The sequence below is a fragment of the Elioraea sp. Yellowstone genome (assembly GCF_006704265.1).
Taxonomy (GTDB): domain Bacteria; phylum Pseudomonadota; class Alphaproteobacteria; order Acetobacterales; family Acetobacteraceae; genus Elioraea.
Genome location: NZ_VIKA01000003.1, coordinates 52,671 through 66,531, shown reverse-complemented (window position 1 = coordinate 66,531; position 13,861 = coordinate 52,671). Strand labels below are relative to the sequence as shown.

The following is a 13,861-nucleotide window of genomic DNA, read 5'->3' as shown; positions in this document are numbered from 1 at the left end:
CTGTGGGCCTTCTGGGCGCAAACGCGGAGCGACATCCCCATGAGCATGATCGGGCAGGACAGCCTGAAGACCCGCCGGACCCTGACGGTGGACGGCAAGGACTACGCCTATTTCTCGATCGAGGCGGCGGCGAAGGCGCTGGGCGCGGACCTCTCCCGCCTGCCGGTGACGCTGAAGATCCTGCTCGAGAACATCCTCCGCTTCGAGGACGGGCGCAGCTACACGGTCGAGGACGCGAAGGCGGTCGCCGAGTGGCTGAAGGAAGGTCGCTCCGAGAAGGAGGTTCCGTTCCGTCCGGCGCGCATCCTGATGCAGGACTTCACCGGCGTGCCCGCGGTGGTCGACCTCGCAGCGATGCGCGACGGCATGATCAGGCTCGGCGGCGACCCGCAGAAGGTGAACCCGCTCGTCCCGGTCGATCTCGTGATCGATCACTCGGTGATGGTGGACCATTTCGGCAAGCCCGACGCGTTCCGGAAGAACGTCGAGATCGAGTTCGAGCGCAACGTCGAGCGCTACACCTTCCTGCGCTGGGGCCAGGAGAGCTTCAACAACTTCCGCGTCGTCCCCCCCGGCACCGGCATCTGCCACCAGGTGAACCTCGAGTATCTCTCGCAGGTCGCGTGGACCTCGGAGGAGAACGGCACGACCTACGTCTTCCCCGACACCTGCTACGGCACCGACAGCCACACCACGATGGTGAACGGCGTGGGTGTGCTCGGCTGGGGGGTCGGCGGGATCGAGGCCGAGGCGGCCATGCTCGGCCAGCCGATCGCCATGCTGATCCCGGACGTGATCGGCTTCCGCCTGGTCGGCAGGCTGCCCGAGGGCGCGACCGCCACCGACCTCGTGCTGACCGTGACGCAGATGCTGCGCAGGAAGGGGGTGGTCGGCAAGTTCGTCGAGTTCTTCGGGCCGGGCCTCGCCGACCTGCCGGTGGCCGACCGTGCGACCATCGGCAACATGGCGCCCGAGTACGGCGCCACCTGCGGCTTCTTCCCGGTCGATGCTGCGACGCTCAGGTATCTCGAGCTCACCGGGCGCGATGCGCACCGCATCAAGCTCGCCGAGGCCTACTGGCGCGCGCAGGGCATGTTCCGCGATGCCGACACGCCGGATCCGGTGTTCACCGACACGCTGGAGCTCGATCTCTCGACCGTGCAGCCGAGCCTTGCCGGGCCGAAGCGGCCGCAGGACCGCGTCCTGCTCTCGGCGGCGTCCCGGTCGTTCAAGGAGGAGCTGACGAAGTCGCTCGGTGTGCCGGCGAACGATGTCGGCAAGAAGGTGAAGGTTGAGGGCACCAACTACGAACTGACCCATGGCGACGTGGTGATCGCCGCGATCACCTCCTGCACCAACACCTCCAACCCTTACGTGATGGTTGCGGCCGGGCTGGTCGCGCGCAACGCGCGCAGGAAGGGATTGCAGGCGAAGCCCTGGGTGAAGACCTCGCTCGCGCCGGGCTCGCAGGTGGTGACGGAGTATCTCGAGAAGTCCGGGCTGCAGGTCGATCTCGACGCGCTCGGCTTCAACCTTGTGGGCTACGGCTGCACCACCTGCATCGGCAACTCCGGCCCGCTGGATGACCACATCGCGGACGCGATCGAGAACGGCAAGCTGGTGGTCGCCTCGGTGCTGTCCGGCAACCGCAACTTCGAGGGGCGCGTGCACGCGCAGGTGCGCGCGAACTATCTCGCCTCGCCGCCCCTCGTCGTCGCCTACGCGCTCGCCGGCACGATGAACATCGACATCGCGACCGAGCCGCTCGGCACCGGCACCGACGGCAAGCCGGTGTACCTGAAGGACATCTGGCCCTCGAACGCGGAGATCGCCGACGTCGTGCATGGCACGGTCAGCCGGCAGATGTTCCAGACACGCTACGGCGACGTGTTCAAGGGCCCGCCGCAGTGGCAGGCGATCGCCGTCGATGGCGGCGAGACCTATCGCTGGAACGACGCCTCGACCTACGTGAAGAACCCGCCCTATTTCGAGGGCATCACGATGACGCCGCCGCCCGTGGCGGACGTGAAGGGCGCGCGCATCCTGGCGATGCTGGGCGACTCGATCACCACCGACCACATCAGCCCGGCGGGGTCGATCCGCAAGGCCTCGCCCGCCGGCGAGTACCTGCTGGAGCGCCAGATCCGCCCGCAGGACTTCAACAGCTACGGCGCGCGCCGCGGCAACCACGAGGTGATGATGCGGGGCACCTTCGCCAACATCCGCATCCGCAACGAGATGACGCCCGGGATCGAGGGCGGCGTCACGAGGCACTATCCCTCCGGCGAGATCGCGCCGATCTACGACGTGGCGATGCGCTACAAGGCCGAAGGCGTGCCGCTGGTGGTGATCGGCGGCAAGGAGTACGGCACCGGCTCGTCGCGCGACTGGGCGGCGAAGGGCACGGCGCTCCTGGGCGTCAAGGCGGTGATCGTCGAAAGCTTCGAGCGCATCCACCGCTCGAACCTGGTGGGCATGGGCGTGCTGCCGCTCGTGTTCACGCAGGGCATGGACCGCAAGACGCTGGCGCTCACCGGCGAGGAGGTGCTGGACATCCTCGGTCTCGCCGACCTCAAGCCGCGCATGGAGCTTCAGCTGGTGATCCACCGGCCGACCGGCGCCGTCGACAGGGTGCCGGTGCTCTGCCGCATCGATACCGTGGACGAGGTCGAGTACTATCGCCACGGCGGCATCCTGCACTACGTGCTGCGCGGCATGGCCAAGGCGGCGTAGCGCTCCGGTCCGGGATCGGGGGCCAGGGCACGGACGGGATTGCGGCCCGCCGCGGCGGCTTCCCACGCATGACCGCCGGAGGGGGCGGCGACCGGCCCTCCCCTCCGAGCCGCACATCCCCTCAACCGTAGCGCAGGAGACGCGCCCCGTTGCGGGCCAGCCACGACTTGGCCGCCGCGGCATGCGGGGTGAGCGACGCGACCAGCGCCCAGAAGCGCGCCGAGTGGTTCATCTCGCGCAGATGCGCGACCTCGTGGGCGACGACATAGTCGAGAACCCATTCCGGTGCCATCACGAGCCGCCACGAGAACGCCAGCGTCCCGTCCGGCGCGCAGGAGGCCCAGCGGCTGCGCTGGTCCTTGATCGCGATCCGGCGCACCGACCTGCCGATCCGCGCCGCGTGATCGAGCGCGCGCGGCGTGATGCGCCGCCGCGCCTCGGCGCGGAACCAGTCGGCGACCCGCCGTGCCAGGAACGCGGGGTCGCCGGCGACCCGGATCTCGCCCGCCTCCAGCCACACTCCCCCAAGTCCGTCGGGACAATGCCGGATCGGATGAGGTTCGCCGAGCAGCAGCACCATCGCGCCGTCCGCGAACGGCACGTGCGGCGCCAGCGCGCCCAGCCGGTCCGCCACCCAACGGCTGTGCGCCTGCAACAGGGCCATGCCCTGCCCCCGCCCGGCGCGCAGCGGCAGCGTCACCACCACCGCCCCGGCTGCGGGATCGATCCGCAGCGTCACCCGCCGCGCGCGCGCGCTGCGCCGCCACTCGACCTCGGTGGGGCCGTGCGGCAGCCTGAGCATCTCGCGGGTCGGGGTGGCCGGGGGACGCATGCGGCGCGGAGCATGCCCTTCCGCCCGGCCCGGTTCAATCATGACGAGCCGGCACCGCAACGGGAGGGACAAGAGGCGCGTGCAACCTGTTGATCCGCCACGCATGGGTCGGGCCGCAGCCATGCCGTCCCGGCCGCAACCGCGACCGGGACTCGGCCGCCCGCCACCGCGCGGCACCGTAATGCCGGCCTCGCCCCTCGCCCTCCTCCTCCTGGCCGCGCTCGGCACGATCTGGGGTGTCACTCCGGCGGTCGGCAAGCTCGCGGTCGGGGATGGGATCGGGCCGGTCGGCTATGCCCTGTTCTACACGGCGGCGGCGGCGGCGATCCTGGCCGCGATCTCCTGGGTGCGGCGCGAGATCCCGCCCGCGGATGCCGCCGCGCTCGGCTTCTATGTCGGCGCCGGGCTGCTCGGCTCGGCGGTGCCGGGCACGCTGGTCTTCGTCACGCTGCAGCACCTGCCGGCGGGTGTGCTGGCGATGGTGATCCCCGCCTCGCCCCTGCTCACCTTCCTCCTCGCCGCCGCCGCGGGGCTCGAGCGCGCGACCCGCCGACGCGCGGTCGGCGTGGTGCTGGCGCTCGCCGGCACGACGCTGGCGCTGTCGCCCGGCGCGGTGCTGCCGGCGGGCGGATCGGTCGCCTGGGCCGCGCTCTCCGGCCTGATCCCGGCCTGCTACGCCGCATCGAACCTGTTCGCGGTGCGCTTCCGCCCGCCGGCGGCCCCGCCCCTCGTGCTGGCCGCCGGCACGCTTGCCGCATCGGTGCTCTGGCTCGTCCCCGCCGCGCTGGCGTTCGGCCAAGCACGGCTGCCGGACGCGGACGCGGCGACTGCGCTCGCCCTGATCCAGGGCATGCTGCAGGCCGCCGCCTACCTGATCTACTTCCGGCTGCTCACGCATCAGGGCGGGGTGTTCGTCAGCCAGGTCGGCTACGTGATTGTGCTGACCGGACTGTTCTGGGGCTGGGTGTTCTTCGCCGAGATCCCCGGCGCGCTCGCGCTGCCGGCCGCGGTGCTGATCTTCGCCGGGCTCGCGTTGGCCACCCGGCCGGCCCGCCCCGCGCCAGCGTGACCCGCCGCGCGCTTCCGGCGCCCCTCCTCCCTCACGTAAGGTCGGACCCGATGCACGGACCGATCGACCCGGCCATCCGGGAACGCGCCGAGGAGCGGGCACGGCTCGCGCGCTGGCGCCTCTATGCCGGCGCGGCGATGGCGGCGACCCTGGCCGCGACCGTCGGGCTCTACGCGGTCGAGCCGCCACGCGCCTGGTGGGTCGACCTCGCGCACGCCGCCGCGAAGGCCGGCTTCGTCGGCGCGGTCGCGGACTGGTTCGCGGTCAACGCGCTGTTCCGCTACCCGTTCGGCCGCTGGACCGGCATCGGCGGGCTGATCCCGCGCGAGAAGCAACGCCTAGCCGGCGGCATGGGCCGCTTCGTCGCACGCCAGTTCTTCACTCCCGAGAGCATCCGCAGGGGTGTGGAGGGCGTGGACGTGGCCGCCGCCGCGGCGCGCTGGCTCGCCGACCCGGTGGCGGCGCGGCGCGCGGCGGCCGCGCTCGCGCCCTTCCTGCCGCGCCTGCTCGACTCCCTTGCCGAGGGGCGCGCGCAGACCGTGCTGCGCCGGCTCCTGCCGCGCATCGTCGCCGGGCCGGGGACGGGACGGCTGGCCGGACGGCTGCTGCGCACCCTGCTCGACGGCGGCCAGCACCAGGAGGTGTTCGGCTATGCGCTCGCCCAGGTGAAGGCCACGCTCGCGGCGAACGAGGAGAAGCTGCGCGTCGCGATCGAGAGCCGGGTCGCCGAGCAGGGCGGCAAGGTCGTGCAATGGGTCGCGGGAGCCTGGATCGCGAAGAAGGTGCTCGCCAGCATCAACGCCGAGCTCGCCCGCATCGAGCCCTCCGACAGCGACCTGCGCGCCGCCTTCGACGCCTGGGTGGAGAGCGAGATCGACCGGCTCGAGCACGATCCCGCGCGCGCCGCCGACCTCGCGCGCGCGATCCGGTCCGTGTTCGCGCATCCGACCGTCGCCGCCTGGCTCGAGGATGCCGTGCTCAGGCTCTCGCAGATGGCGCGTTTCGACATCGAGCGCGAGGAGAGCCGCATCGTCGCCGCCCTGGCCACCATGATCGCCAATCTCGGCCGCACGCTCGAGCACGACGAGCAGGCGCGGCACGGGCTGAACCGGCTGGTCGAGGAGGTCGTCGCCGCGCTCGCGCCGCGGGCGCAGGCGCGGATCGAGGGCTTCGTCGCCGCCAAGGTGGCCGGCTGGTCCGACCAGGACCTGGTCGAGCGGATCGAACTCAAGGTCGGGCGCGAGCTGCAGATGATCCGGCTGAACGGCACGCTGCTCGGCGCCGCCGTCGGCGCCGCGCTCTATGCCCTGCTGTCGGCGCTGTTCGGCCGCGTGCCGGTGTAGCCGCGTGCCGACGCCCGCCCGAGGCGCGGGCAGCGCCTCCTGGGCGCGGAGGCCCATTCCTCGGTGACCGGCCGCTGCGCTGTCGTTATGGTCACCGTCGCGATGAAGGGGAGAGGTCCATGCTCGAGGTCAAGCGCAACCGTCTCGACGGCATCACGTTCGAGGAGTCGCCGCATGTCGGCGGCAGGATCACGCCGCGCTTCATCGTCATGCACTACACCGCCGGCGGCTCGGCGCTCTCCTCGGTGCGTGCGATCCGCGACCGCGGCCTCTCGGCGCATCTCTTCGTCGATCGCGACGGGGGCATCATCCAGACGGTGCCGTTCAACGTCGCCGCCTTCCATGCAGGCCCCTCCTCGTGGCGCGGCTTCGACGGGCTCAATCGGCACGCGATCGGCATCGAGATCGCCAATTTCGGCTTCCTCGACCGCCAGACCTCGGAGGGCTGGACGCGCGCGGGCCTGCGCATCTTCGCGCCCCACGAGGTGATGGTGGCGGCGCACAGGAACGGCGGGCCGGTGATGGCGTGGGAGCTCTACCCGGAGGCCCAGCTCAGGGCGCTCGACGCGATCGTCGCCGCGCTGCGCGCGGCCTATCCGACCATCCAGGAGGTGGTGGGCCACGACGACATCTCGCCCGGCCGCAAGCTGGATCCGGGTCCGGCCTTTCCGATGGCGCGCTACCAGAACCAGGGGGGTGCTGCGGGATCGGGCACGCTGCGCGACGACGATCTCGGCGCGTTCGAGGTGACGGTGCGGGACTCGCTCAACCTGCGCGGCGGTCCCGGCACCGGCTTCGCGGTGCTGAAGTCGCTCGCGCCGGGAACGAGGCTGCGCGTGCTGCGCGAGGCAGGCGAGTGGCGCCAGGTCGACCTGCAGGGCGACGGCACGCCGGACGGCTTCGTGCACGGCGCCTTCCTGCGCCGGATCGGGGCCTGACGACTACAGCACGACCCTCACCGCAACATCGCCCCGCCGTGCCAGCACGTTCACCGCCACGTCCTCGCCGTGGCGGCGCAGCAGGAGATCGACGCTGCCCTCGCCCGCGCGCAGCCCCCTGATGCGCACCTGCTCCAGAACCGGCGGCAGGCGCGGATGACGAAGCGTCACCGCGCCGGGCTCGGCCTCGATCTCGAGGCCGAGCACCGCGCCGAGCACGCCCAGGATCGCGCCGGCGGCCCAGGCCTGCGGCGCGCAGGCCACCGGATAAAGCGTCGGTCCCGTGCCGGGGCGGCGGCGGAAGCCGCAGTAGAGCTCGGGCAGACGGCGCAGATCCATCGCCGCCGCCGCGTCGATCAGGGCACCGAACACCTTGAGCGCGGCCTCGCCGAAACCCGCGCGGGCGAAGCCGAGTGCGATCAGCGCGTTGTCGTGCGGCCAGATCGAGCCGTTATGGTACGACATCGGATTGTACCGCGCCTCGCCCTCGGCGATGGTCCGGATGCCCCAGCCGGAGAAGAAGGCTGGTGCCGTGAGGAGATCGACCAGGCGCGCGGCGCGCTCGGGCCCGACGATTCCGGTGAACAGGAGCTGGCCCGCGTTGGAGCTCCGCACCAGGCAGGGCCGCTTCTCGCCGTCGAGGGCGAGCGCGTAGCAGCCGAGCTCCTCCGACCAGAAGGCGGCATCGAAGCGATGCCGCAGCGCCTCCGCCTCCCGCTCGAGCGCATCCGCCCGCGCGCGATCGCCCATCCGCAGCGCGAGCCGTGCGGCCTCGCGCTTGGCGGCATGGACGTAGCCCTGCACCTCGGCGAGCGCGATCGGTCCGCGCGCGAGGCTGCCATCGGCATGGAACACCGAATCGCCCGAGTCCTTCCAGCCCTGGTTGACCAGCCCGGCGCCACGCGCGGCGGCGTACTCGACGAAACCGTCGCCGTCGCGATCGCCATGGGTGTCGATCCAGCGGAGCGCGGCCTCGATCGCGGGCCAGATCGCGCGGATGGTCGCCTGGTCGCCGGTGCGGCGATGGTAGAGCCCCGCGAGCAGCACGAAGAGCGGGGTCGCATCGACGCTGCCGTAGTAGCGGCCGAACGGCACCTCGCCCAGGCGCGCGAGCTCGCCCGCGCGGAGCTCGTGCAGGATCTTGCCGGGCTCCGCGTCGCGCGCCGGGTCGGTGCTCGTGGCCTGGGTCGCGGCGAGGAAGCGCAGCACGCCGCGCGCAAGTTCGGGATCCATCCACAACGTTTCCAGCGCGGTGATCAGCCCGTCGCGGCCGAACACCGTGCTGAACCATGGAATGCCGGCGTAGGGATAGAGGCCGTGCGGCGTCCGCGCCGTCAGCATCCAGAGGTCGGCTGCGGCGCGGCAGAGGATCTCGTTGACCACCTCGTTCGAGGTCTCGATCGCGGCGGCGCGACGCGCATCCGCGCGCAGGCTGCGGCGTGCCGCACGCAGCGAAGCGGCGAAGGGCGGATGGACGCCGACAGAGGCGCCCTTGCCGTCCTGCCGCACGCCGATCCGCAGTTCGACCACCCGGCGCGCCCCGGGCGGAAGCCGCACCCGCCAGACGAACCGGCCCGGCGCCGACGTCGCCGGCTGTGGTGCGGCCGCCAGCGTCACCTCGGTGACCAGACCGTCGCGCGCCGTGTGCGAGAGGACCGCGCGGTCGGGCTCGCTCCGCGTCGCGATCGTCCCGCGTCCGCTTGCGCGATGGCCGCGCACCTCGAACAGATCGGCAAAATCGGCGGCGAAGGCGATCGCGAGCTCCACCTCGCGCGGCGTGCTGTCGAAGTTCTCCAGGCGCAGCCGCTCGAAGCACGTGCCGTCGTGCAGGAAGCGCGTGCGCATCAGATGGATCACGTCGCGCGGCAGAACCAGCCGCCCGTCGGCGCCGAGGATGTCGGGATTGGTCAGGTCCACCGTCAGCAGGTGGTTGTCGTCGCTCACCCGCGAGGAGAGATGGATCGGCCGCCGCCCCTCGATCGTCAGGGTGAGGCGGGAGAGAACGCGGGTGTCGCGGAAATAGAGCCCGTCCGGGCTTGCTTCACCCTCGGCGATGTCGCCGTCGGGATCGAACAGGCCGAACATGTCGCCGTGCTTGAGGGTGCGCGGACGGCGCTCCGCGAGCGACGTCGTGGCGGGGATGTAGAACTGGATCGCGGGCGGGGCGAGCGGCTCGTTCATCGCGGGCATTCCTGGGCCGGCCACGCCGGCGGCCGCGCCCTGCCGGCCGCCGCTCAGGCGGCGATCGGCCGCTGGGAGGCGGATTCGCACAGGCGCGCGTAGATCGCGAGATAGTCGCGCGCCATGCGTTCGGCCGTGAAGCGCGCCTCGAAACGGGCGCGGATGCGGCCGCGGTCCAGCAGCACGGCGCGCCGCGCCGCCTCGGCCGCCTCCGCCTCGGAGGCGACGATGAAGCCGGTCACACCGGGCTCGACCACCTCCGGCACCGACCCGCAGCGCCAGGCGATCACGGGTGTCCCGCACGCCATCGCCTCGATCATCACTAGGCCGAAGGGCTCGGGCCAGTCGATGGGGAAGAGCAGCGCGCGCGACTCGGCGAGCAGACGCTGCTTGCCGGCATCGTCCACCTCGCCCACGAACTCGACATCGTGCGCGCGCATCAGCGGCGCGATCTCGCGTTCATGGTAGTCCCGGTCCACCGCATCCACCTTCGCGGCGATGCGCAGCCGCATCCTGGCCGCCGCTGCGATGCGGATCGCGCGGTCGGGCCGCTTCTCGGGCGAGATGCGGCCGAGGAAGAGCAGGGTGTCGCCGCCGCGGGTCGAGGGGCGGTAGAGATCGGCTGGCAGGCCGTGATGCACCGTGCCCATCCAGTTGAGGCGCAGATCCGCGAGCGGCGCGCGCTGCGCCTCGGACACCGAGACCAGCGGCGCTTCCGGGTAGGCGTGATGCACGGCGCGGAGGTCGGGCAGGTCGAGCCGCCCGTGCAGCGTGGTCAGCGTACGGCCCAGCCGATCCAGGAGGGCCGGATAGTGGAGCCAGTCGATGTTGGCGTGGATCAGGTCGAACCGGTCGGCCTGTTCGCGCACGGTACGCAGCATGGCGATGTGGTGCGGAAGCTGATCCCGCACCGCGGGGTCGAGGCGGAGCGCACGCGGCGCACAGCCGACGAGCCTCGCGGACGTCCGCGAATCGCCCGCCGCGAACAGCGTCACCTCACAGCCGAGCCGCACCAGCTCCTCGGTCAAGTAATGCACGACCCGCTCGGTGCCGCCGTAGAGCGCCGGCGGGACGCTCTCGGCAAGCGGGGCGACCATGCCGATCCTCATGCGCACCCCCCTCTCGTTCGCGCGTTCATGGACACACGAAGCCGTCAGACGCTGATTGTGCGAGGACGCTCCCGGCACGAGGGCCGAGCCGCGGCAGCGACTTAGGAGGCGGCGCGCGGCCCGGCAAGAGGTCGGCGCCAGGGCCGTCAGGGCCGCGCCGAGGCGCCGGTACGATGGCGGCGATCGGCCGGAACGGTCGGTCAGCCGGCGCCGACCGGGCGCATCTCGTCGAGCCGCGCGAACAGTTCAGCGCGCGGCAACTGGGTATAGTCCTTGGCGTGGTCCTCGCGCACGGCGGCAGCGAGTCCCGCCGGCATCAGCGCACGCATCTCGCCGAGCAGCTTCGGCGGCGCCACCAGAACGATCGCCTGGGTCTCGCCGGCGGTGACCGCGGCCTCGAGTGCCGCGACGAGCTCGCGTGCGAAGTCCTTCTTCGCCGCCTCCTTCGGCGTCTCGCGCGGCTCCATCGCGCTGCGGTGCGGACCCAGGCTGTCGAAGGCGCGCCCCGGCTTGTCCTCGCCCAGCTCGTGCGCCTTGGCGTGCACGTCCGGGTTCTCCCAGGTGCGCACCGTCTCGTAGCCCGACACGCCCTTGCGCTTCACCAGCGCCTCGGCGCGCGCGGCATCGGCGATCACGAACCAGGTGGTACGGTTCGGCATGGGCTCCCTCTCCTCGGTGATGGCGACGTGCGGGATCAGCGGCCGCGCCGCGCCTGGAAGCTGCGCCACTTCACCCCGGCCCAGGCGACCAGCATGGCACCGAGCGCCACCGGCACGGCAACCAGGGCGACGGTGGCGGCGAACGCGACCAGAAGCGCCAGGATGCCGAGCCCCGCGGCGATCGCGGCCACCAGCACGGCCGTGCGCAGCACGCGCGAGCCCGGCGGCGGCGCCTCGCGCCTGCCGGCCCGATCGGCCGGCAGCACCTCCACCTCCCAGGTCTCGACGGTCTCGCGCTCCCGCTCCATGGTCAAGAGATCGCCCCTCGGAGCGTCGGCTTCAAGCGGAAGCGTTCACGGCAGAGGCGAAGGCCTCATGTTTCTGGCCGGAACCAGGGAAGGGAGCGGAGATGGCAGCGAAAAACATGCTCGTGATCCTGTCGAACGCCCACCAGGCGCGGGCGCTCTCCTGCGCCGGCCACCCTGTCGTGCGCACGCCCCATCTCGACGCGCTCGCCCGTCGCGGCACGCGCTTCGTCGCCGCCTATGCGCCGGCGACCGCGCGCGCCCCGTCCTTCGCCGCGCTCGCGACCGGGCGGATGCCGACGGCGATCGGGCGCCATCTCGGCGACGACGATCCCTACGACGGCGCCATCCCCGCCTGGCAGCATGCCGTGCGCGACGCAGGCCGCACCGTGGTCGCGATCGGCGCGCTCGCCTGCCGCGCCCCTGCCGGCGGCGATCACGGCTTCTCCCATCGCCGTCTCGCCGGCGCCGCGGCGGCGCTGCCGGCGGCCGGACCATCGGCCGGGCCGGGCGAGAGCGACCAGACGCGGGCCGACCGCGACATCGCCTCGGAGGCGCAGATCTGGCTGCGCGAGGAGGCGCCGCGCCAGGGCGCCCCCTGGTGCCTGCTGGTCAGCCTCGCCACCCCGGGATATCCGCTGATCGCGCCGCCCGAGCACTACTACGCCGCCGATCCCGAGCGGCTTCCCCTGCTTGGGCCGCCCCCCGCCGAGGACGAGGCAGCGCTGCGGCGCAGGCTTGCGGCCTATTACGGGCTGGTCGCCTTCGCCGACGAGCAGGTCGGCCGCATCCTCGACTGCCTGGAGCAGACCGGGCTCGTCCTCTCCACGCGCGTCCTCTATGCCGCGACGCGCGGCGAGAGCGCGGGGCTGCGGGGGCTCTGGGGCACGCCGAGCCTGCACGAGGAGAGTGTCGGCGTGCCGATGATCCTCGCCGGGCACGGCGTGCCGCAGCGCACGGTGGTGGCCACCCCGGTCAGCCTGCGCGACCTGTTCCCGACCGTGCTCGACACGCTCGGTCTGGCGGCCGAGGCCCCCGAGGGGACCTGCTCGCTCGTGGCCCTCGCCCGCGGCGCGCGGCCGGCGCGCGCGGTGGTCGCCGAGCACCGGCCGGCCGGCGGGCGTGAGCCCACGGTGATGCTGCGCGACGAGCGCTGGAAACTGATCTGCCGCCCCGGGCAGCCGCCGCAGCTCTTCGATCTCGATGCCGATCCGGATGAGCGTGCCGATCTCGGCGCGAGCCCCGCCCATGCGGCACTCCGTGAACGGCTCGAGGCGCGGCTTGCCGCGGCGCTCGGCGCAGGGGCGGAGACAAGCGCGGGACGCGCCGCCCGGCGCTGAGCCGGCTCAGCCGGTCGGCTGCGGCACGATGCGGATATAGGGCTTCGGCGACTTCCAGCCCTGCGGATAGGTCTTCCTGGCCTCCTCGTCGCTCACCGAACCGGCGATGATCACGTCCTCGCCCTGCTTCCAGTTGCCCGGCGTCGCGACCTTGTGCCTGGCGGTGAGCTGCAGCGAGTCGATCAGCCGCAGCACCTCGTCGAAGTTGCGGCCCGTGGTCATTGGATAGGCGATGATCGCCTTGATCCTCTTGTCGGGGCCGATGACGAAGACGTTGCGCACGGTCTGGTTGTCGGCCGGGGTGCGGCCCTGGGCGGTGTCGCCGGCGGTGGCTGGCAGCATGCCATAGAGCTTGGCGATCTTGAGTTCGGGATCGCCGATCATTGGGTAGTTCGGCGCCGCCCCCATCACCTCGCGGATATCCTCGGCCCAGCGCTTGTGGTCGTCCACCGGATCGACGCTCAGGCCGGCGATCTTGACATCGCGCTTGTCGAACTCGCCCTTCAGCTTCGCGACCACGCCGAGTTCGGTGGTGCAGACGGGCGTGAAGTCCTTCGGGTGCGAGAAGAGCACGCCCCAGGACGAGCCGAGCCACTCGTGGAAGCGGATCCGGCCCTCGGTGGTGTCGGCCTCGAAGTCCGGGGCGGTGTCGTTGATCTGCAAGGTCATCGCAGTCTCTCCCTTGCTGCGCGCTTCCCGCGCGCTGCCGCTGGACGGCAGAACCGAACACCACTCCCCGGAGAACGAGATATCCGTTCCGGATCCGGCAAAACCCGCCCGGGCTGACAAGCCTGCCGCCGACGTGGCAGGCTGGGGCTCCAGCGACTACCGGAAGGAGGAAGCCATGGCAGGCATCACGCGCACGGCCGAGGCGGTGTGGGAAGGCACGGGCAAGGAGGGATCGGGCACGCTGACGACGCCTTCGGCGATCCTGTCCGGCACGCGCTACTCGTTCGCGCAGCGCTTCGAGAACGCGCCGGGCACGAATCCCGAGGAGCTGATCGCCGCGGCGCATGCGGGATGCTTCGCGATGGCGCTGTCCTTCGGGCTGTCGAAGGAGGGGTTCAAGCCGAAGCAGCTCGCCGCCAAGGCGGCGGTGACGGTCGAGCCGAAGGACGGCGGCTTCGCGATCACGAGCTCGGCGCTGACGCTGCATGCCGAGGTGCCGGGGATCGATCGGGAGAAGTTCGCCACCATCGTCGAGGCCGCGAAGTCGGGCTGCCCGGTGTCGAAGGTGCTGAATGCCAAGGTGACGCTGGAGTGGACGCTGGCGTAACGGCGCGCCCCCTCGCGCAGTCGCCACCCGCGTCAGGTGCGGGTGCGGGTCCGGGCCAGCCGCCCCCGTCCGGCAC

Annotated in this window: 12 protein-coding genes; 6 read left to right on the top strand and 6 right to left on the bottom strand. The window is 72.0% G+C overall.

Features of this window, described 5'->3' with window-relative positions; genetic code table 11:
* The first annotated feature begins 39 nt into the window (after nucleotides 1–39).
* On the top strand, nucleotides 40–2,733 hold the full coding sequence (acnA, locus tag FK498_RS01290) for an aconitate hydratase AcnA (RefSeq protein WP_141850999.1): 2,694 nt from the start codon (nucleotides 40–42) through the stop codon (nucleotides 2,731–2,733).
* A 121-nt stretch (nucleotides 2,734–2,854) separates the two neighbouring features.
* Here the strand turns inward: acnA and FK498_RS01285 are convergent, their stop codons facing one another.
* Nucleotides 2,855–3,565: a M48 family metallopeptidase gene (locus FK498_RS01285; protein WP_237560795.1), complete on the bottom strand. Its 711-nt coding sequence runs from the start codon at nucleotides 3,563–3,565 to the stop codon at nucleotides 2,855–2,857.
* Between the two features lie 181 nt (nucleotides 3,566–3,746).
* Here FK498_RS01285 and FK498_RS01280 point away from each other — a divergent pair, with 181 nt between their 5' ends.
* The 3 genes from FK498_RS01280 (at nucleotide 3,747) to FK498_RS01270 (ending at nucleotide 6,915) form a co-directional block, all read left to right on the top strand.
* Nucleotides 3,747–4,634, top strand: a complete 888-nt coding sequence (locus FK498_RS01280; RefSeq protein ID WP_161988264.1) for a DMT family transporter — start codon at nucleotides 3,747–3,749, stop codon at nucleotides 4,632–4,634.
* Nucleotides 4,635–4,684: 50 nt separating this feature from the next.
* Entirely contained in the window at nucleotides 4,685–5,977 is a 1,293-nt protein-coding gene (locus FK498_RS01275) for a DUF445 domain-containing protein (protein WP_141850996.1), read from the top strand.
* A gap of 119 nt (nucleotides 5,978–6,096) precedes the next feature.
* A complete protein-coding gene (locus FK498_RS01270; RefSeq protein ID WP_141850995.1) occupies nucleotides 6,097–6,915 on the top strand; it encodes an N-acetylmuramoyl-L-alanine amidase in 819 nt (272 codons plus the stop codon).
* A 3-nt stretch (nucleotides 6,916–6,918) separates the two neighbouring features.
* Here the strand turns inward: FK498_RS01270 and FK498_RS01265 are convergent, their stop codons facing one another.
* The 4 genes from FK498_RS01265 to FK498_RS01250 all read right to left on the bottom strand — a co-directional run bounded on the left by FK498_RS01265 (nucleotide 6,919) and on the right by FK498_RS01250 (nucleotide 11,172).
* Nucleotides 6,919–9,096, bottom strand: a complete 2,178-nt coding sequence (locus FK498_RS01265) for an amylo-alpha-1,6-glucosidase (RefSeq protein ID WP_202614698.1) — start codon at nucleotides 9,094–9,096, stop codon at nucleotides 6,919–6,921.
* 53 nt (nucleotides 9,097–9,149) lie between these two features.
* The gene (locus FK498_RS01260) at nucleotides 9,150–10,205 is read right to left on the bottom strand and encodes a glycosyltransferase family 4 protein (protein WP_141850993.1); all 1,056 of its coding nucleotides are present in this window, start codon (nucleotides 10,203–10,205) and stop codon (nucleotides 9,150–9,152) included.
* A gap of 200 nt (nucleotides 10,206–10,405) precedes the next feature.
* Nucleotides 10,406–10,864, bottom strand: a complete 459-nt coding sequence (locus FK498_RS01255) for a host attachment protein (RefSeq protein ID WP_141850992.1) — start codon at nucleotides 10,862–10,864, stop codon at nucleotides 10,406–10,408.
* 35 nt (nucleotides 10,865–10,899) lie between these two features.
* Nucleotides 10,900–11,172, bottom strand: a complete 273-nt coding sequence (locus tag FK498_RS01250) for a hypothetical protein (protein WP_141850991.1) — start codon at nucleotides 11,170–11,172, stop codon at nucleotides 10,900–10,902.
* Nucleotides 11,173–11,273: 101 nt separating this feature from the next.
* On the opposite strand from FK498_RS01250, the gene FK498_RS01245 reads away from it, so the two are divergent.
* The gene (locus tag FK498_RS01245) at nucleotides 11,274–12,509 is read left to right on the top strand and encodes a sulfatase-like hydrolase/transferase (RefSeq protein ID WP_141850990.1); all 1,236 of its coding nucleotides are present in this window, start codon (nucleotides 11,274–11,276) and stop codon (nucleotides 12,507–12,509) included.
* A 6-nt stretch (nucleotides 12,510–12,515) separates the two neighbouring features.
* Here the strand turns inward: FK498_RS01245 and FK498_RS01240 are convergent, their stop codons facing one another.
* Nucleotides 12,516–13,178: a peroxiredoxin gene (locus FK498_RS01240; RefSeq protein ID WP_141850989.1), complete on the bottom strand. Its 663-nt coding sequence runs from the start codon at nucleotides 13,176–13,178 to the stop codon at nucleotides 12,516–12,518.
* Nucleotides 13,179–13,353: 175 nt separating this feature from the next.
* Here FK498_RS01240 and FK498_RS01235 point away from each other — a divergent pair, with 175 nt between their 5' ends.
* Entirely contained in the window at nucleotides 13,354–13,785 is a 432-nt protein-coding gene (locus FK498_RS01235; protein WP_141850988.1) for an OsmC family protein, read from the top strand.
* Nucleotides 13,786–13,861: the final 76 nt, after the last annotated feature.

Excerpts from the sequence above, each read along its gene's own strand:
- FK498_RS01250 (WP_141850991.1), bottom strand. The coding sequence starts at position 11,172 with ATGGAGCGGGAGCGCGAGACCGTCGAGACCTGGGAGGTGGAGGTGCTG.
- FK498_RS01270 (WP_141850995.1), top strand. The coding sequence starts at position 6,097 with ATGCTCGAGGTCAAGCGCAACCGTCTCGACGGCATCACGTTCGAGGAG.
- FK498_RS01255 (WP_141850992.1), bottom strand. The coding sequence starts at position 10,864 with ATGCCGAACCGTACCACCTGGTTCGTGATCGCCGATGCCGCGCGCGCC.
- FK498_RS01240 (WP_141850989.1), bottom strand. The coding sequence starts at position 13,178 with ATGACCTTGCAGATCAACGACACCGCCCCGGACTTCGAGGCCGACACC.
- FK498_RS01280 (WP_161988264.1), top strand. The coding sequence starts at position 3,747 with ATGCCGGCCTCGCCCCTCGCCCTCCTCCTCCTGGCCGCGCTCGGCACG.
- FK498_RS01235 (WP_141850988.1), top strand. The coding sequence starts at position 13,354 with ATGGCAGGCATCACGCGCACGGCCGAGGCGGTGTGGGAAGGCACGGGC.
- acnA (WP_141850999.1), top strand. The coding sequence starts at position 40 with ATGAGCATGATCGGGCAGGACAGCCTGAAGACCCGCCGGACCCTGACG.
- FK498_RS01260 (WP_141850993.1), bottom strand. The coding sequence starts at position 10,205 with ATGAGGATCGGCATGGTCGCCCCGCTTGCCGAGAGCGTCCCGCCGGCG.
- FK498_RS01265 (WP_202614698.1), bottom strand. The coding sequence starts at position 9,096 with ATGAACGAGCCGCTCGCCCCGCCCGCGATCCAGTTCTACATCCCCGCC.
- FK498_RS01245 (WP_141850990.1), top strand. The coding sequence starts at position 11,274 with ATGGCAGCGAAAAACATGCTCGTGATCCTGTCGAACGCCCACCAGGCG.
- FK498_RS01285 (WP_237560795.1), bottom strand. The coding sequence starts at position 3,565 with ATGCGTCCCCCGGCCACCCCGACCCGCGAGATGCTCAGGCTGCCGCAC.
- FK498_RS01275 (WP_141850996.1), top strand. The coding sequence starts at position 4,685 with ATGCACGGACCGATCGACCCGGCCATCCGGGAACGCGCCGAGGAGCGG.